12 protein-coding genes are annotated in these 18970 nt (G+C 65.1%); 5 read left to right on the top strand and 7 right to left on the bottom strand.

Translation table 11 applies throughout. The features are described 5' to 3' along the window. Nucleotides 1-4712 precede the first annotated feature (4712 nt). From trxA to AB4089_RS10260, 5 genes are all read right to left on the bottom strand, one after another. Nucleotides 4713-5039 carry a thioredoxin gene (gene trxA / locus AB4089_RS10240; protein ID WP_091248528.1) on the bottom strand — a complete coding sequence of 109 codons (327 nt, stop codon included), beginning with the start codon at nucleotides 5037-5039 and terminating at the stop codon, nucleotides 4713-4715. A gap of 39 nt (nucleotides 5040-5078) precedes the next feature. Then, nucleotides 5079-6035: a thioredoxin-disulfide reductase gene (gene trxB / locus AB4089_RS10245; protein ID WP_441409175.1), complete on the bottom strand. Its 957-nt coding sequence runs from the start codon at nucleotides 6033-6035 to the stop codon at nucleotides 5079-5081. 193 nt (nucleotides 6036-6228) lie between these two features. Further along, nucleotides 6229-7803, bottom strand: a complete 1575-nt coding sequence (locus tag AB4089_RS10250) for an ABC transporter substrate-binding protein (protein WP_441409176.1) — start codon at nucleotides 7801-7803, stop codon at nucleotides 6229-6231. Nucleotides 7804-7975: 172 nt separating this feature from the next. Further along, the gene (gene murJ / locus AB4089_RS10255; RefSeq protein ID WP_441409177.1) at nucleotides 7976-10039 is read right to left on the bottom strand and encodes a murein biosynthesis integral membrane protein MurJ; all 2064 of its coding nucleotides are present in this window, start codon (nucleotides 10037-10039) and stop codon (nucleotides 7976-7978) included. A gap of 71 nt (nucleotides 10040-10110) precedes the next feature. Next, on the bottom strand, nucleotides 10111-10659 hold the full coding sequence (locus AB4089_RS10260; protein WP_441409178.1) for an NUDIX hydrolase: 549 nt from the start codon (nucleotides 10657-10659) through the stop codon (nucleotides 10111-10113). 171 nt (nucleotides 10660-10830) lie between these two features. Between AB4089_RS10260 and AB4089_RS10265 the strand changes: the two genes are divergently transcribed. The 5 genes from AB4089_RS10265 to AB4089_RS10285 all read left to right on the top strand — a co-directional run bounded on the left by AB4089_RS10265 (nucleotide 10831) and on the right by AB4089_RS10285 (nucleotide 16868). Further along, nucleotides 10831-12309 (top strand): CCA tRNA nucleotidyltransferase, encoded by a 1479-nt coding sequence (locus AB4089_RS10265; RefSeq protein ID WP_441409179.1) that lies wholly within the window; start codon nucleotides 10831-10833, stop codon nucleotides 12307-12309. Further along, a complete protein-coding gene (locus tag AB4089_RS10270) occupies nucleotides 12310-12894 on the top strand; it encodes a histidine phosphatase family protein (RefSeq protein WP_441409180.1) in 585 nt (194 codons plus the stop codon). Nucleotides 12895-13631: 737 nt separating this feature from the next. Beyond that, the gene (locus AB4089_RS10275) at nucleotides 13632-13766 is read left to right on the top strand and encodes a hypothetical protein (RefSeq protein WP_441409181.1); all 135 of its coding nucleotides are present in this window, start codon (nucleotides 13632-13634) and stop codon (nucleotides 13764-13766) included. A gap of 175 nt (nucleotides 13767-13941) precedes the next feature. Then, nucleotides 13942-15423 carry a glycosyltransferase family 87 protein gene (locus tag AB4089_RS10280; protein WP_441409182.1) on the top strand — a complete coding sequence of 494 codons (1482 nt, stop codon included), beginning with the start codon at nucleotides 13942-13944 and terminating at the stop codon, nucleotides 15421-15423. Further along, the gene (locus tag AB4089_RS10285; RefSeq protein ID WP_441409183.1) at nucleotides 15420-16868 is read left to right on the top strand and encodes a phytoene desaturase family protein; all 1449 of its coding nucleotides are present in this window, start codon (nucleotides 15420-15422) and stop codon (nucleotides 16866-16868) included. Before AB4089_RS10280 ends, AB4089_RS10285 begins: the two co-directional genes overlap by 4 nt. Here AB4089_RS10285 and AB4089_RS10290 read toward each other — a convergent pair. Next, nucleotides 16865-17590, bottom strand: a complete 726-nt coding sequence (locus AB4089_RS10290; protein WP_441409184.1) for an ABC transporter ATP-binding protein — start codon at nucleotides 17588-17590, stop codon at nucleotides 16865-16867. The two genes, AB4089_RS10285 and AB4089_RS10290, sit on opposite strands and share 4 nt — an antisense overlap. A 45-nt stretch (nucleotides 17591-17635) precedes the next feature. Continuing rightward, entirely contained in the window at nucleotides 17636-18745 is a 1110-nt protein-coding gene (locus tag AB4089_RS10295) for an FtsX-like permease family protein (RefSeq protein ID WP_441409185.1), read from the bottom strand. Nucleotides 18746-18970 lie beyond the last annotated feature (225 nt).

Consider the following 18970-nt stretch of genomic DNA (forward strand, 5'->3'; position numbering starts at 1 on the left):
GGTCACCCACTTGACGGTCCGGGGTGTCGCGACTCGTCTGGCGCCTGGCTGATACGCCCGGATGGATCTGCAGGCCCCGACTCCCCGATTGGGTCCACAATCGCGTTCTGCTCGGTAGCTCCCTGTCCCCCGACTCGCGGGCTGGGTCGGCGATCGCCTTTCGTTAGGCAACTCTTGTCCCGGGAACCTGTTCGTTCCATAAGTCCGTCGATCGAACTTTACGCATCAGCCCACCACCGGGGAACGGCGTTCCTTCCCCTTGGACGATGGCTCCTATGGTCTCCTTGCCACGAGACCTCGTGGGACCGTGGAGCAAGAATGGTCACCCTCGGGGCCGGCACCTCTGACCACAACGAGGCGTCGGACGATGCCCCCAGTGACAAGCCGAGCCGGCCGGGAGGTGGACGACTCGAGGAGCCGTGGCATGTGTGCCTCCCCCGCAGCGCTGGTTGAGCACTTACGGTAGGCGCCGTCGCCGTGCCGAACGATGGTGCTCATCACTGAGCAGAAAGGTACGGGGGTCATACCTGCTCTCGAGACGGCTGGGAGGTTGGCCACCTGACCTGTCGGTGCGATGATCAGCCTCGAGGCGCTATGCAGTCTGGGCAAAGCCGCGGATGGCGTGATCCCTCTGTACCGGCCATCGACTGGCGGTGCAAGGCAAAGGGAGCCTTCAGATGACTGAGCGAGCGAATGGCGTCCGGCAGGCATACCGGCATCCACCCCCTTCCCAGGGCAGCACGAATCCGCCCCCCTTCCGAGGGCAGCGCACATCCGCTCCCTTCCGAGGGCAGCGCCCCGTCCAATGCTTGTACTCCGCGGCCGCCTGTTCGACGGTGCGGCGGGCGGGGATGCCACTCTCCTGATGGCCGCGTCGCAGCTCCCGTCTGCGGCGAGACCATATCGAACAATGCCAACGAGAGTAGCGGTCGACGCTTGAAGCGACGTCGCACTGCGAGGGTTCCACGCAGATAGCGTCCCCGCATGGGGTCGGGACGCGGGCATCCATGAGTCTGGCCTTGGGGTTGAAGCCGCTCATCTTCCTGGTGCCTCCGACCCTTGGGGCTGTGTACCGATGTGGTGCCCACGCCGCTTTGCGAAGCGGCTCGGTCAGACGGGGCGCATCTCGGCCTCACCGTCTGGAGCGGCGACGTGCGTGCGGGGACTGCGGTCCGCCGCTGCAAAAATGAGCTGTCACTTCGATGTCCCGGGGCGCGCGACATGCGGTTTGGGCGGAGCAGCGAGTGAGCGCCAGGGGTCGTTTCGGGTACGTGCCCCTGTCTGACGTGGGCGGTTTCGGCGGTGGATACAGCGGTGGATATTGCTGTGGATAACTTTGTGGATTACCCACAGGCTCCGGCCCGCTACGACGGTCGTACCGGAGGTCCCTTCGAGATCGAGGCAATTGCGTAAGCGTTGGATATCCCTGCCCGTGACATGTTTCACGTGAAACAAGATCCCCCACTGTGCCAGCTACCGTAGAAACAGCGGAGAGTACGTACCAAATCGCCGTCCTAGGGTTAAATACCCGCTCTCTAAGGCCTGTTCTCTCCGCGGCACCGCCCGAACGCTTAGCGTCTTCTTCCGACCGTTTTATGTCGTCGAGGGCACTCGCCTGCGAGGCAGCGTCGGGGGTATCGATTGACGGCTCCTGGCCAGTTCGAAACGGGTGTGAATAATCTCTCAGACCCTGTGGATAACCATGTGAATAACTTCTGTGGAGAACACGGTGGAAATCGGCGAGTCGGTAAGAGTCCCGGTCGTCTGGACGCGCCCGGACTGCATGAGCGAGGGGCCTCCGTGACCCCTAATTTCCCGTCCTGGTGGGCAGCGGCCATGGTCCGGGCGATGACCGCGGAGCACCAGCCCTTTGCTTCTGAAGCCCCTGGTTCTTCGCGGTTGGACGCGCAGGAATCCGTAGTCTCCCCTCCCGAGGGCCGAGATGGTCGTGAAAGATTGGCAGGGCGAAGGAAGACGTGATGCCATGACTGTGTTGTCGGAGGGCCGTTCGAGAGTGCCATTCGGCGGCGAGGGTGATTGACGTGAACTGGGAGATGGGGAGGAGTCAAGGTCGTCTCTGTCCACCGCAGAGGAACTCCGGGCACTGTTCGGGAGACGAACCGGCAGGGGCTGTGCGCTCTTCATCAGCCCCGGAGCAAATTGACCGCCGGAGCAAGCCTGGGTTCATGGGCCGTGACAGAGCTTAGGCGGAGTGGGGACGGGACCGCTAGCGAACTAGTCCAGGGACGAGGATGCCCCGATGGTCCGGTCGAAAGTACGCCGCTGATAGACGAACCGTTGCTGACCGGATGAGAGAGCTGGACCCGGCACTTGATCGACCAGTCATTGCTGAACTGGTTGACGACGTGAGCTCAGCCCTTGATCGACGAACCTCTGCTGAACTGGTTGGGAGCCTGGACCCAGCATTTGATCTACCAACCGGTGCTGAACTGGCTGTCGACGGGAGCTCAGACTGTGATCGACAAGGTGGGAGGACGGACCCGTTGGACCGCGGTCGAGGCAGATGCAGTCGAGGCGGTCCCCCAACTACCGGTCATCTAGACGGAGACTCACGAGGATCGCGACCCGAACTCGCGTGAGCCGGCGGCGCGATGTTCGGCCAAACTGCTGAAAGCCGGACGCTGAATGCTGATCATGGGAGCCGGAGTGAACGTGATTGCTCGCAAACCACTAAGGAAGGCCAACCGCCGGTCGCCCATCAGCGATGGACTGAAAGGGAGCCGAGCGCCGTGGACATTGCTTCAGCAGTGCGAACGCCGGAGTTCGTGGGCTGGATCCGCAAGCCGTAGAGGTTCTGGCATTTCGGGATGCAAGGGAACACTGACGCCGAGGAGCAACCGGCGGTCGATACTGTTCTGCCTGACGGATTCGGCCCACGGTCCGCCTCTTGCTGCTGAGCCCAGGTGCGGAGTTGTCCTGGCCTGAGGGCTCCTGCATTGGCCGAGGGTGGGATGGCCCGCAGGTGTAGGCGGCGGCCTGAGCTCAGGCCGAGTGCTCCCCCTGGGTGGCCGCTTTGACTCCGCTTGCGGGCCAACTCTCCCTGGCTCGCTCTGGTCCGCGGCGGCCAGAACCGGACAGAGATTGATGCTGGCCGCGCCGCGGCAACGGCCTGTGTATGCGCCTGCCTACCTTCAGGCCGGGCCGAATCGGTCGCCATGTTTCACGTGAAACGGAGCAGCGCCAACTTTCTGCCCCTGAACCGTGGAGGAGCAGCGTGCTTCTCCCGTGGAGCAGCATTGAAAGTGGGCTTGGAAATCGGAGGAACGGAGTCTGGGATAGGTGAGAGATAGTGCTGTGAGACATCGACTGCGGGCCATGAGTTTCTACTTCGCCCGCACTTCGTCGTGGCTTTGTCAGTGTCCGCTCCCGCGGACTGCGTGGTTGCACCCCCGGGAGTAGCTCTCCCCTGGATAGTCGTGGAGAACTAACGGGTAGGCATTGGCTTGATGAGTCCAAGCTTCCCACCCGGCCGACAAATACGCTGGACAACAAAACAGAGAATATGGCCACTGGATTATCTAAGAGTCAACTGTCACTTGCATTCGAGGTCCCTAGCCGCTTAGCGGCCGACTGCATGACTGTTTCACGTGAAACATAGGATGTCGAAGCTCCGTTGCCCCCTTTTTTGTAGCCACCACTGTCCGAGAAGGTGCACTTGTCCGTGGATTCCCCTCTCAGTTCTCCGCCACCGTGTGGCAGTGTTTCACGTGAAACATCGTCAACCATTCGGCCCGTGCGTCCGGTGTGGTGACGGATACTGTCGTCGCATTGAAGCGCTTATGGTCTGAACTTCACTTATACAGTCTCCCCCAGACCTGCCGGAGGACCGAGATCGATCAGGCCTGGGCGGTGCGGATCGAAGGGCCCTCCGGTTGCAAGTTCAAAGCACGATCGAATCTCACCACCGAATGTCGATCAGCTGCTGGCGCGTTCGCAATAGTTCGGTTCCATCCCGAAGTGAGGAACCGGACAAAAGGCGCCCTCGAAATCACTTGCAAAACATACGATGTGCAAACGAAGGTCACGGCGATAGGCCTTACATGTCACATCGCCCGCTGCTTCAAACACTGCCGGAGCAGCGGCACGCCCAGCGCTCGACAACCACTTCCGCCAATGCAGTCAGTCGTGAGCAGTGAATGTTTCACGTGAAACGAGCACCGATCCCGCGTATTCCATCACCGCGGGGCCAGTACACTTCTAGCCCAATTCGACCCAGATCCGCCCGGATTCCGCGAAGAGACCTCGACTGCCGGAAACCACCGGTTTGCTGATCGGAGCACGATCTCGTGCCGGCAGCCAATCAGTATCCGATACAAGTGCTCCGTTGACCGTCCAGGATGTCACAAGCCGCGAAAATTCGGGGACTGAATCATGTTTCACGTGAAACACGCCGACAGGCCATGTAATCAAGGAAGTCCGTTGCCCGACCAACAGAAAAAGATGGTGGATCGGAGCCTCCCTCAACGCAAAATTCGATCGCTCAGCGAGAATGGTCGGCCTACAGAAAACCATCTCCAAGGGCAACCTTCGTCGCTTGCAATTTGGCCCGGTGGGATCGACAAGCGACCTCGGGCCCACCAGTACCCGACCACTCCTCTCTGCGGGGCACTGGAGCACAACAAAAAAGTGGCCCCCGCGAGAAGCAGGGGCCACTTTTAGTCAGCCCACAGCGGGCTGACTACAAGCTGGACCTAGGACAGGACGTCCGCGAATTCCTTTTCGAAGAACTGCTTGGGCCGGGCGCCGATCACCGTGCTCTTGACCTCGCCGCCCTGGAACAGGTAGACGGCCGGGATAGAGGTGATGCCGTATTCGGCGGCGATGGCCGGGTTGTCGTCAACATTCACCTTGACCACATCGACCTTTTCGCTGTACTCGACCGAAATCTCATCAAGGATCGGTCCAAGCTTGCGGCAGGGGCCGCACCATTCGGCCCAGAAATCGACGATGACAGGCTTGTCGGAGGCCAGCACGTCAGTGCTGAAGCTTGCGTCAGTTACGTCTTTTGCGTTGCTCATAACCCTTGTCTCTCTCTTCGGTGGTTTGCTGCGCGCCGTTTAGGCGTGGAAATCTGCGAGGTAGTGCTCGACGTCGAGAGCCGCAACACAGCCGGAACCCGACGCAGTGATCGCCTGGCGGTAGGTCGGGTCAATGACGTCGCCGGCAGCGAAAACCCCCGGGACGCTCGTCTTCGAGGTACGGCCGTCCACTGCGATGGTCCCCTCGGCGGTCAGCTCAAGCTTGCCCTTGACCAGGTCGGTCCGCGGATCGTTGCCGATTGCCACGAAGACACCGGTCACGACCAGTTCGGTTTCCGCGCCGTCCACCAGGTTCTTCAACCGCAATCCGGTGACTTTGTCCTGTCCCAGGACGTCTTCGACGCCGGAGTTCCAGACGAAATTGATCTTCTCGTGGGCCAGGGCGCGGTCAGCCATGATCTTCGAGGCCCGGAGGGTGTCGCGGCGGTGCACGACGGTGACGGACTTGGCGAACTTGGTGAGGAACAGTGCCTCTTCCATGGCGGAGTCGCCGCCACCGATCACAGCGATGTCCTGGTCCTTGAAGAAGAAACCGTCGCAGGTTGCACACCAGCTGACGCCGTGGCCCGAAAGCCGCTTCTCGTTCGGCAAGCCCAGTTCACGGTAGGCGGAGCCGGTGGAGAGGATGATGGAACGGGCTTTGAAGGTCTCCCCCGTGCCGATCGTGACAGTCTTGATGTCGCCGTCGAGGTCCAGCTCGGTAACGTCCTCAAACTGGATCTCCGTGCCGAACCGGGCGGCCTGCTTCTCGAAGTTCTCCATGAGGTCCGGGCCCATGATGCCGTCGGGGAACCCCGGGTAGTTCTCCACGTCCGTGGTGTTCATCAGTTCGCCGCCGGCGGTAACCGAGCCTGCCAGGAGCAGCGGCTTCAGGTTCGCGCGCGCCGTATACACCGCTGCGGTGTAGCCCGCCGGACCGGAGCCGACGATGATGACATCACGTACTTCGGAGGCAGTGTTTTCTGCGTTGCTCACTGAACGGTGAACCTCTTCCTTTGTCGATGCGCCCGCCTTGATGGCCGGCCACATGGCACAACTCTTGCCGGGCATTGAATATTCCGGGCCGAAATGGGCGTCACGGAGCAACACCACTACTCAGGGTACCGGGTTGCCAGCGCCGGGGCCGGAGACGGCCCCGCGTGACAGGGCCGCCAACGGACGAGTTCGGCTACTGAACTTTGATCTCGGCCAGGCGCAGGCCGTAGCCGTAGCGGGTCTTGGGAGCGGCCAGCTTCGGGAGTGTCTTGATGGACACGATCACGTACTCCGCGGTGACCGGTTCGGCCAGGGGCATGGTCAGATCCGGCGAGGTGAAGCTGTTGCTGCCAATCTGCTTTGCGCCGTCCAGGGACGGCTTGTCGTTGGTGAAGACGCTGATGCTGCCGCCGGAGGCGCCCAGCTGGCTCAGGGTGACGGACGAGACCTTAGAGGGGTCCTTCAGCTTGACCACCAGCGGAACCTCGGAGGCGAGGCCGCCCCAGTCGTCGGTGGCGAATTCCATGTCGGACCAGTAGCTTGCGCCGTTGCCGTCAAAAGTCTTGACGAGGTCGGAGTCGTAATTTCCGGCGAAGTCGAAGTTGCCCAGTCGCGTCACGTCATCGATGACGGGCGGCCCGGCGGCAGGTGCCTCACTGGCGGTCGACGACGGTTGCCCGGTCGACTGTTCCGGTGCGCTGGACTGCGCGGAGGACGCGGCGGTCGTCGTCTGCGGGCTGCTCTTGAAGAGGCTGCCAAGGTTGGTGACGGCGAAGATGAGGCCCACCACCAGCACGGCAGCCAGCAGGCCACCCACCAGCCAGCGCATGGAGCGCGGTTCCTTGGGCGGTTCCTCTTCGTACTCGTACTCGTCCTCGTCGACCTGGGCCCGGGCAGACGCGGGGAATTGGCCCGGAGCCCGATCCGCGGCCGTGTAACCGGCTCCAGCCAGTCCGGCGGCAGCTGCGCCTCCGTGGCGGTCTCCGCCACCGCGCTGATCGGCGTCGGCGTAGTCCTCGCCGGTGTAGTCGTCCTCGGACCACAAGGAAACTTTAGGCGCCGCGGCTGTCGCCGGCCGCGGCGTGGCCGGCACGGCCTGGCGGGGCGCTGTGCCTTCCTGGACGGGCTGCGGCGCGGTTGTGTGGGCCGCGGTCTCTTGCGGCGCGGTTGTGGATGCCTTGGGAGACCTGGCGGCCCCGGCTGCGGCTCCCGCTGCTGCCGCCGCGCCCGTAACGGCCGACGGTGCAGACGTGGGCCGGGAGGGTACCCCGGCGGGCGGCGCCGTCGGGGAAACCGGCTGCTGGCCGGCTGCGGACTGGGTCTTCCCGTAGTCGATGTAACCGGCGTCGACTTCCTCGTCGTCGTAGAGTCCGTCGTAGGTTTCGGGTTCGTGGGAGCGTGCCTGCCCGAAGATCTCGCTGCCCAGGGTGTCGGTGAAGAAGGGCTCGACGTAGGGCGGGTTGGAGGACACCACAAGATCCAGCAGGTCCGCCGCGGAGGTGTGGTTGGTGATCAAATACGTGGTGGAATCGCTGACGCCGAGGTCAAGGATCTGCACGTGGCCCGGACGTTCGCCGGTGGCCACTTCACGGGCGCTCTGGGCCACCTGGTCGGCATTGCCGGGCCCGGCGACGAGGATGCTTACGGGACGGTTGAGCACCTGGTCCACACCGTCCAGCACCAGATCCTGGTCATGTGAGGTCAGTACGGTGGCAGTGACCTTGTAGCGGCCACCGAGTACTGATCCGACATCGATCGGGTGGGACACGGGCTCCTCCTAGACTGTCCGGGACCTGCCGACGTGGTCACTCTGAGAGCGACCGTGTGCCCTCCGGTAAGCCGGTTGACCGCTGGTCCGCAACTTCCCTTGTTAGTCTTCGATCCTAGCCGATGCTCTGTCCAGGCCGTGTGAGCACGGCGGTTTGAAACGGAGCAGGGCTTTATTTTTTCTTTTTCCGGCTAAACGGGAAATAGGGGTTGTGGCCGGCCGGGCCTTGGTAGGTCCGGCGACCCGGCAAGGGAGCATCGCCCCGGCCCAAACCGCCTAGCGCGGTGCTGGGCAGGTCTTCGGCCGGCAGGTAGCCGCCCTCCGGACCGGCCGGACGGCCGTACGGGAACGAGTCCTCTTCCCGGATGTCGGGACCGGCGCGGAACGATTCGGCGTCGAACCCACCGGAAATTCGCGGAATCAGGCCGGTATCCACGGAGATCGTGGCCCGCTCCGGTGCCCTCCGCACTTCTGCTGCGCCGTCTGCCTGCGGCTCAGTGCCCGCCTCGGGAACCGGCTCGGCCGCCCTGCGACGGAGCCGGCCAAGCAGCGGCTGCAGGAGGTCCTGGAGCTCGGTGACCCGGAAGACCTTCAGCAGCAGGAAATAGACAACCAGCATCACCGGGCCAACGACGACGATCGTCACGAAGGCGGCGATCCGGTCGCTCCAGGCGTAGCCGTCCGGGTTGTAGCTGCCCAGCAGCCACAGGGCCACGGCTCCGGCCAGGGCGGACCCGAGCGCCGCGTAGCCCATGCGGATGTAGGAGTTGGCGATACGGGGGCCGTCCAGATGGCCCAGGAGCCGGCGCAGGAAGAACGCGCTGACGATCACGGAGAGGATATTGCCTCCGGTGTAGAGGATGGCGATCGCGAAAATGATCCTGTCGAACGCCAGGAACTGGATCGCGAAAGCGGCCACCACGTTGACCAGGGCCAGCACCAGCTGGATGAAGAACGGCGTCCGGGCGTCCTCGTTGGCGTAGAAAACCCGCGACATCATGAAGTTGGCGCTCATGAAGGGGGTGCTGAGGGCCAGGATAGTGAGGGTTTGGGCCAGCATGACGCCGTCCTGCCGCACGCCGCCGGAGAAGAACATGCCCAGCGGTCCGGCCAGCGCGAAAAGCGCCAGCGCCCCGAAAACAGTGGCCACTGCCATGGTCCGCAGTCCGTGTGAGAGCGCGCTGCGCAGTGCAGCCCGGTCCCCCTCCTGCGACGCCCGCGTCATCCGGTTGAACAGCACGGTGGCCAGGGACAGCGCAATGATGGAATGCGGCAGCAGATACAGCTGGCTGGCCACCTCCAGCACGGCGTTGCCGGGCATGGAGTCTGCCGCCGGATCCCCTGCCTGCTGCAGGCGCAGGCGCTCCGCGCCCGGGATGGTGGCGATGCGCATGACGTACAGGAACGCCAGCTGCCCGACGGCGGCCGTCGCCAGGGTCCAGACGCTCAGCTTCGCGGCATGGCCCAGCCCCACCCCGCGCCAGCCGAAGCGCGGCCGGAGCCCCAGCCGGAGCCTGAAGACCGGAATGAGCAGGATGGCGGTCTGCGCGACGACGCCGATCGTGGAGAACCCGGCCACGAGGATGGTCTGGGTGGAACCCCAGTTGTCGATCGTGTGGGGATTGACGGCGTTGGCGCCCATGATGGCGATGAACATACCCAGCCCGGCGATTGCCACGATGTTGTTGATGATCGGCGCCCACATCGCGGGCCCAAAGGCTCCATGGGCGTTCAGGACCTGGGTCAGCAGGGCGTACAGGCCGTAGAAGAAAATCTGGGGAAGGCACCAGAACGCGAACGAGACCGCAAGGGCCTTCTGCTGCGGCGAGTAGCCCTGGGTGGTCAGTTGAATGACCTGAGGTGCAAGCACCGTGACCAGCAGCGTGAGTACCAGCAGCACCAGCACCGCCAGCGTCAGCAGCCGGCTGATGTAGTCCGCGCCTTTGTCCGGCGCCTTGCTGGCCTTGATGATCTGCGGCACCAGGACAGCGTTGAATACGCCGCCCGCCACCAGCAGGAAGATCAGGTTGGGAAGATTGTTGGCGTTGATGAACGTGTCGTTGACCGTAGAGCCCAGGCCCAAGGCGGCCGCCAGCATCCAGGTCTTGGCGAAGCCCAGGAAACGCGACACGAGCGTGCCGGCGGCCATGATGGCGCTGGAACGGGCTTCTCCGGGCTGGACAGCTTTGGAATCGGCGGAGCCGGAGGGGACGGGGGCGGGTTTGGCTGATGACATCGTCTTCATCGTCTCACCCGGGCGGGGCATAAGTCGCTATCGATGCCCGCGGCCGGTAGCTCAGGCGGTGTTCAGCGGTCCTCCGGGAGGACTTCCTTGGCCAGGTCCGCGATGCGGCGCTCATTCGGAAAGGAAAGCTTGCGGGCCAGCTCCTGGATGGGAACCCAGGCGACATCCACGGCTTCCTTGTCCGGATCGTTTTCGATGGTGAGTTCCCCGCCCGTGGCACGCAACAAGTAGTGGTGCACGGTCTTGTGCACGCGGTGCCCGCTCACGGTGAACCAGTAGTCGATGCTTCCCAGGGGTGCGAGGATCTTGCCTTCGATCCCGGTTTCCTCGGCGATCTCGCGGACGGCAGCTTCTTCGTTGCTTTCCTTGCCTTCCGGGTGCCCTTTTGGCAGGCACCACTCGAGGCGGCCGCCACGGTTGAGACGGGCGATGATCGCTACCCGCAGGTCGGAATCGGACATGTCCACCACGACGCCTCCGGCGGAAATTTCCTCGACCGTGGGCAGGGAAGCGTGGCCCGTGTGCTGGACAGGCGCGACGTTGGCACCTATTGCCGACGGCAACGGTGCGTTTGTCCTCCTGCCGGGAGCGCTCGGTACGGGATGGGCCATGATGTCCACTCTAACGACTCTTGCCCGCTGTTGATGACCTAAACATGGCCGGAAAGTGGACGGCCGGGAAAGTAGGACTGCGCCCGTTCGTCGGCAATCGTTACGAACCGGCCGGATCCTGGCGGGTTCCGGTGTGGTGCTGGCGCGGTTTTCTGACAAGCTTAAGTAACTATGGCGCACGCACATCACAAGACTGACTCCCACACCGTTTCCTTCCAGGTGGATCCGGTGGTTCTGGAGCTTGGGCAGCGCTTTGTCGACGCCGGCCACGAACTGTCCCTCGTGGGCGGCCCCGTCCGTGACCTGTTCCTTGGCCGGATCTCGCCCGACCTGGACTTCACTACCGACGCCAACCCGGACCAGACGGTTGCCCTGATCAAAAAATGGGCAGACAACTACTGGGAAATCGGCCGCGCCTTCGGCACGATCGGAATGCGCAAGGGCGGCTTCCAGATCGAGATCACCACGTACCGTGCCGACGCCTACGATCCTGAGTCCCGCAAGCCGGTGGTGGCCTTCGGAACATCGCTCACCGATGACCTGCTCCGGCGCGACTTCACGATCAATGCCATGGCGCTGCGGCTGCCCATGCTGGAGCTCGTCGATCCCTTCGGCGGTGTCCGTGACCTGCACGCCTCGATCCTCAACACGCCGGGGCCGCCGGAAACGTCCTTCTCCGACGATCCCCTGCGCATGATGCGCGCGGCACGGTTCGCGGCCCAGCTCGGGGTGTCGCTGCACGCCGATGTCCGCGAGGCAATGGTCCGGATGGCGGAACGGATCAGCATCATCTCGGCTGAACGCGTGCGCGATGAACTGACCAAGCTCATCTGCGCCGCGCATCCGAGGGCGGGCGTGGACCTGCTGGTGGACACCGGACTCGCTGACCTGGTGCTGCCTGAAGTCTCGGCACTGCGGCTCGAATCCGATGAGCACCACCGCCACAAGGACGTCTACCAGCACTCGCTCCAGGTCCTGGAACAGGCCGCCGCCCTCGAAACGGAGGCGGACGGCCCGGTGCCCGGCCCGGACTTCGTGTTGCGGTTCGCGGCGCTGATGCACGACGTCGGCAAGCCGGCCACGCGCCGCTTCGAACCCGGCGGCGCGGTGAGCTTCCGCCACCACGACATGGTGGGCGCCAAGCTGACCGCCAAACGCATGAAGGCGCTCCGCTTCGACAACGACACCATCAAGGCCGTCGCCAGGCTTGTGGAGCTGCACATGCGCTTCTACGGCTACGGCGAGGCCGGCTGGAGCGATTCCGCGGTCCGCCGCTACATCACGGACGCCGGGCCGCTCCTGGAGCGCCTTCACCGGCTCACCCGCTCCGACGTCACCACCAGGAACCAGCGCAAGGCCGACCGGCTGTCCTTCGCCTACGACGACCTCGAGGACAGGATTGCGGCGCTGCGCGAACAGGAATCCCTCGACGCCGTCCGCCCGGACCTGGACGGTGGCCAGATCATGGCCATGCTGGGCCTCAAACCCGGCCCCGTCGTGGGCCGTGCCTACAAGTTCCTGCTGGAAGAGCGCATGGAACATGGTCCGCTCGATCCCGCCGTCGCCGAATCCCGCCTGCGGGACTGGTGGGCGGCCCAGCCCGAGGCGGCGCCCGCCGGCGTCGAACCTTCCACCACAGAGGAGTCCTAAGTGATTGCACCAGCCAACGGCCCCCGACCCCAACTGTGGATCCTGCGCCACGGTGAAACAGAGTGGTCCAAGAGCGGGCAGTACACCGGCCTCACCGACATGCCCCTCACGGTGGAAGGCGAGCAGCAGGCCGTCGAGGCGCGCAGGGTGCTCGAGACCGTTGACTTCGACCTCGTGCTGACCTCGCCCCTGCGTCGCGCCCGCCGGACCGCCGAACTCGCCGGCTACCCCGATGCCCAGCTGGAGCCGCTGGCCGTGGAATGGGACTACGGCGACTACGAGGGCATCAGCTCGGACCTCATCCGCAAGGACAACCCCGAATACCTGATCTGGACGCACGGCGTGCCGAACGGTGAAGCGCTCGACGACGTCGCCGCCCGGGCGGACAAGATCGTGGCCCGCGTGCTGGAGTCGGGCCTGGACAACGTACTGATCGTCGCGCACGGACACTTCTCCCGTATCCTCACCGCGCGCTGGCTCGGACTTGATCCGCGCGAGGGCCGGCATTTCGTGTTGGGGACCGCAAAAGTCTGCACGCTGGGATGGGACAAGAAGACGCCCGCAATCGTGCGCTGGGGACTCTAAATCCGGTTTACAAAATAAAGTCCAAGAAAGTTTGTGAATTCGGTAGGCAACTGCCGCATTCATAGTGTATTTTTATTTCTGACCCCAGAGCGACTTGCCGGGGTCACGGCGCGCGTCGCCCGGCCAGTCAGCCGGAGCAACGGCAGAACAGAAAAGGAGGTTGGGAAAATGATGATTACTTTGACTAGCGGACGGATGTACTCCACCACCGCGATCCCGGCCTCGTTCGCTGAGCCGCGCCCAAATGTCGGACTGACTGTTTCCTGACGCCTTCCCGCCCCGGTAATTCACCCCGGGGCCGGCGGCAACTGGCTTCCTCGGCGGAAAGCCCGGTAACAGCAGCCTGAACAGGCGGAACCACGCGGTTGCGCAGACACCCCATAGTTCGGAACCCAGCTTCTTGTTGGGGTTTTCAGCGCTACCGCGTCCAGGGGCCATTTCCCATCGAATATCTCTCGGCATCCGGAATTTCGGCTTAATTTAGGCCGGGTAATTTCTCGGCTATTAGTCGCGCCTGGAATCGGCTATTCGAATTCATTTCATCTGTGGCTCTATTTGTCATGCCCAAAAGGCGTCCGTTTGTATTCGCCTGGACATTCCAGGTTGGTCCCCGGCCGGCCCGCAATCCCCATCCACGAAAGGTCCCCGTGACTACTGCTCCAGCCCGCAGCACCGCCGCACCTGCCCCTAACCGCGCTAATCCGCGCCTATCAAATCCCCGAGAGGAGGTAGCAACCATGCTGAACAAGCTCTATACGATCCTGTTCCGGAAGCCCGCAGGCAGGGAGTCATCCCGCTTCAACGGCCAGCTCCTGGACCAAATGCGCGACGACACGTTCCTCGCCATGCATCAGGCCGGCCTGATTCGCTGAACCGCAGAGCGAAGGAGAGACCTGATGACTGATCATGAAACCAGAGAGCCCGTGCGGCGACGCACGGGCTCTCCCCTGTCTAAGCCCTATCGCCGTCAAACCCGCGGGTGGTAAGCACGCGTTGTTAAGCACGCGTTGTTAAGCGCGGGCAATGGCCCCCGGTAAGCTCAAGGTCATGCAGGAGACAAAGCCGCCGGCGGACCGCAAACGGGTTCGATTGGTCATCCCGAGCCGCAGCGACCCCTTTCTCCGAAACTTTACGGAACTGATTGGCGGTCCCCTGGGCCAGCGTTCGGCACCAGGGATCGTCTCGCCAGGGTTCTTCACGGTGGAGCGTGTCCTCGTGATCCTCACAGTCCTCGCCGCCCTGGCCGGGATTCTCCTCAAGAACTTCTGCCGCACCAACGGCTGGGAAACCCCCGGCCAGTTCTACGCCACGTGCTACTCGGACTTTCCGGAGCTGTTCCGCAACCGTGGCCTCGGCGATGGCGCCTTCCCCTTCATCACCCAGGGAACCCTCTTTGAATACCCGGTGCTGATGGGGTTCATCGCGGGCGCCACGGCGCTCCTGGTCCCCGGAGCCGGCACCGGGGATTCCCGCGTCCTTGGGTACTTCGATGTGAACGCCACCCTGATCGCCGCCGTCTGGATTGTCACCGTGCTGGCCACGGCACGGACGTACCGGCGGCGGACCTGGGATGCGGCCATGGTTGCCCTCGCCCCCGGTATCGTCCTGGCGGGCGTCATCAACTGGGACATGTGGGCCGTGTGCCTGCTGGCACTTGGCATGTACTTCTTTTCGCGCAACAAGCTTGTCCTGGCCGGGATCTGCATCGGCCTGGGCACGGCCACTAAGCTCTACCCGCTGCTGATCCTCGGTGCGGTCCTGCTGCTGGCGCTCCGGAGCGGGCGCATTCGGGCGTTGCTGGTCACTGCCGGAGCGGCCACCGCGGCCTGGCTGGCGGTCAACGTCCCGGTGGCCGCGACGAATCCGGACGGCTGGAAGTACTTCTACCAGTTCACCCAGGAACGGCCCGCGGGGTACAGCTCACCCTGGTTCGCCTACAACCTGGTGGCCGAGAGGCTGGGCTGGAACCCGCTTGAGGCCGAGGCCATCAACTCCCTTGCACTGGACCTGTTCCTCCTGGCCTGCATCCTGATTGGTGTCCTCGCGCTGACCGCACCCCGGCGGCCGAGGATAGCGCAGCTGGATTTCCTGATCGTGGCCGCCTTCATCCTGACCAACAAGGTGTACTCGCCACAGTTTGTGCTGTGGCTGATCCCCCTGATCGCCCTTGCCCGGCCGCGCTGGCGCGACTTCCTCATCTGGCAGACCATCGAGGCACTGCACTGGGGCGCCATCTGGATGTACCTCGGGCAAGCGACCAGCGGCGGCTCCACCCAGCACAACATCGATATGCCCTATTACGTCCTGGCAGTGGTGGCCCACATGCTCGCCACCGCCTACCTGATGGCGCGCGTCGCCTGGGACATCTGGGATCCGTCCTACGACGTGATCCGCCGCAACCGCGTGGATGATCCGCACGGCGGGCCCTTCGACGGCGCCCCGGACTGGCTGCGGATTGATCTCAGCCGGCCGGCGGCGTCCCTTGGGCCGTGGCGGAAGGCTGCCGTGGCGGAGGACCGCCGGGCATGACCGAGGTCGCCGTCGTCGGTTCCGGCCCCAACGCGCTGGCCGCGGCGGTGACCATGGCGCGGGCCGGGCTCAAAGTCCACGTGTTCGAGGCGGCTGCCACCGCAGGCGGCGGACTGCGCACCACGGAACTGATGGAACCGGGGCACTTCCACGACGTCTGTTCGGCCGTGCACCCCATGGCTTTGGCCTCGCCCTTCTTCCGCCAGTTCGAGCTGTCCCGGCGCGTGTCCCTGGAAGTGCCGGATGTCTCCTACGGATCCCCGCTCGACGGCGGCCGCGCGGCCCTGGCATACCGGTCCCTGGACCGCACTGCTGCAGAACTCGGGCACGACGGCGCCGCCTACCGCCGGCTCATGGCGCCTCTCGTCCGCCGGGTGGAGGGCGTCGCGGACCTCACCCTGAACCAGCTGCTGCGGATTCCGGGGAACCCGGCGGCTGCCGCCGCCTTTGGCCTCCGGGCGCTTGAACAAGGATCGCCGCTGTGGAACGCGAGGTTCAGTCAGGACCTCGCTCCCGCGCTGCTGAGCGGTGTCGCCGCGCATGCCGTGGTGCCGCTGCCCTCGGTCACCGCGGCCGGTGCCGGCCTTATGCTGGGCGCCCTGGGGCACGCCGGCGGCTGGCCCATTCCGCGCGGCGGATCGGCCGCGATTGCCCGGGCGCTGACCGCCGACATCGAGGCCCATGGCGGGGTGATCGAGACCGGCCGGCGGATCACGTCCCTCGCGGATCTGCCGCCGGTGCGGGCCACCCTGCTGGACGTGGCGCCTCCGGCGCTGCTCCACCTTGCGGGGGCGCGGCTCCCGGCACGCTACCGGCGCGTGCTGGAGTCCTTCCGCTTCGGGAACGCAGCGTGCAAGGTAGATTTCATCCTGTCCGGACCGGTCCCGTGGGCAGCGGAGGGCCTCGCCGATGCCGGGACCGTGCATGTGGGGGGCACCCGGGCCGAGACCGCCGAAGCGGAGCGCCTGGTCGCCGCGGGACGGCATCCGGACCGGCCGTACGTGCTCGTTTCCCAGCCCTCACGCTTTGATCCTGGCCGCGCTCCAGCCGGCCGCCACATCCTCTGGACGTATTGCCATGTTCCGGCCGGCTCCACTGTGGACATGGGCGAGGCGGTCATCGCCCAGCTGGAACGCTTCGCGCCCGGGTTCCGGGACCTCGTGGTCGAGTTCAAGGTGACCACAGCCGCAGGGCTGGCGGCCTACAGCGAGAACTACGTCGGCGGGGACTTTGGCGCCGGGCGCATGGACCTTTGGGGCATGCTGCGGCGGCCCGTGCTGAGTCCCGTTCCGTGGCGGACGCCGCTGTCCGGCGTGTACCTGTGCTCGTCCTCCACCCCGCCGGGTCCCGGGGTCACCGGGATGCCCGGCTTCCACGCGGCAAAATATGCCCTCAGGGACATATTCGGGCTTGCCGTCCCGGATCTCGGGATCGGCGCAGCTTAGCCCAGCCGCGGGACTGTAGACGAAGGCGTCGCCGTGGCCGAGAGCCGTCCGTCGCGCATGCCCGCCACGGCATCGGTGAACGGGACAAAATCGGTGTCGTGCGTGACCATGACGGTTGCCGCACCGAACTCGTCCGTGACCTGCCGGAGCAGCCGGACGATCGCCTCACTGCGGTCGTGGTCAAGGGCCGCCGTCGGCTCATCCACGAGCAGCACGGCGGGGTTCGCCATGAGCGCCCGGGCAATGTTGACGCGCTGGCGCTGCCCGCCGGAGAGCTGGTGCGGCCGCTTGGCCAGGGCCTGGCCGAGGCCCACGAGGTCCAGCAGTTCCGCGGCGCGTTCCGCCGCGGCCCGGACTGCCCTGCCGCGCAACCGCTGGGTGATCACCAGCTGTTCCACGGCGGTGAGGGACGGCAGGAGGTTAGGCTGCTGGAAAATGATGCCGATCTTGTCCCGGCGCAGTGCGGTACGGCCGGCGTCGGGCAGCCCGCCCGCGTCCTGTCCGTCAATCATCACCAGACCGGAGGATGGCCGGACGAGGGTGGCGGCGACGGCCAGCAGGGAGGACTTTCCGGACCCCGAGGGGCCAATCAGGGATACGAACTCCCCCGCCTGGACCTTGAGGTTCACGTCGTCCAGGGCTTTGAGGGTGCCGTCGCCGTCCGGGTACTCCAGCGTGACGTTGACAAGGTTTAGGGCGGGCTGGTGCGGTGTGGATTTCAAGAGATATGCCTTTCAGGGAATGCAGGGAGCCGGGGAGCCGGCAGATCAGTTGCCGCCGAGGGCGATGAGCGGATCGACGCGCGCAACGCTGCGGACCGCCAGGGCCGCGCCTGCCAGGCCCAGGAGCACAATGCCGGCGATGGGTAGCAGCGTTGTCCAGGGGGTAAGAAGGAACGGTGCGGCCCGGGAAGCGAGGGTCCCACCCGCCACGCCGGCCAGGCCGCCCGCCGCGGCGCCGGCCAGCAGGACCAGGGCCGCCTGCGCCATGGCGTCCCTGAGGATGTAGCGGGCAGATCCGCCCAGGGCCTTGAGGACGGCGATGTCGCGGGTGCGCTGGACCGTCCAGACCGTCAGGAAGGCGACTATGACGAGGGCCGAGATGCCGTACAGGAATGCCTGCATGAGCAGCAGCGAGCCGTTCTCGCTCTTGTAGGAGCCGAGGGCCTGGAAGGATCCGTCGACGGTGGTGCTGACGGTTCCCGCGGCTGAGTTGGCGGCTGCGATATCAACCCCGGTCCCGGCGTCTGTTTTACCGGCGCCAAACTTCACGGCCAGCACCGTCGCAGCGCCGCCGTCTGGGATGTGTGAGAGCTTCTGCCAGTCGGCCAGAGTGGTCCACACGACGCCGGTGTGCGAGTACCACTGGTCCGGGACGATGGCCGTCACGATCAGGTCCGAACCGCCAACCGAGGCTCGGCTGCCAATGCTGAGGTCCAAGTCCGCCGCGAGGCCCGCTCCGACAGTGACAGTTCCCTCGGACAGGGGGGCGGGAGCCAGCCCGGTGCCGGGCTCGGCGCCGAAGACCGCCACGCTTGCCGTGCGTGCCGGTACGCCACCGGCGCCCAGGGCCTGGAACCGGCTTTGGCTGATCCCCAGCGCATCGGCCCGGGCGACGCCGTCGCGTGCCGCCCACTGCGCCTGCTGTGCGCGCGTGACTTCGGACTCCGTGAATGAGGCCTTGGGCTCGCTTCCGGCCGGCGCGCCAAAGACCAGCTGGTCGGCCGGAAGGGCGGCGAGGGCCGACGTCGACTGGTTGCCGAGGCCGGCGGTGAGCCCGGAAAGCATGACGAGCAGGAGCGTGATGAGGGCGACGACCGCGCCCATGAGGGCAAACCGCCCCTTGGCGAAGCGGATGTCGCGGATGGCGAGATACATAGTTGTCCTTCTTTGTCAGTGACGTTGGTGGCCTAGGTTCAAGCCTTCCGCGCGCCAGGTTTAGAGGCATCGGCCGAGCGGCTGGACCGCCGCCGCCGGGAGGACCACCGGGCGGTCAACCGATCGGTTGATTCCACCGGCGAGGTACCGCTTTCCGAGCAAGTGCTGTCCTGCCCGGCACTAGGCTGGAAGCATGGAGGGCGACGCCGGGAACCCGGTCAACGA

Origin of the sequence: Arthrobacter sp. 2MCAF15, assembly GCF_052115605.1 — a bacterium.
Classification (GTDB): domain Bacteria; phylum Actinomycetota; class Actinomycetes; order Actinomycetales; family Micrococcaceae; genus Arthrobacter.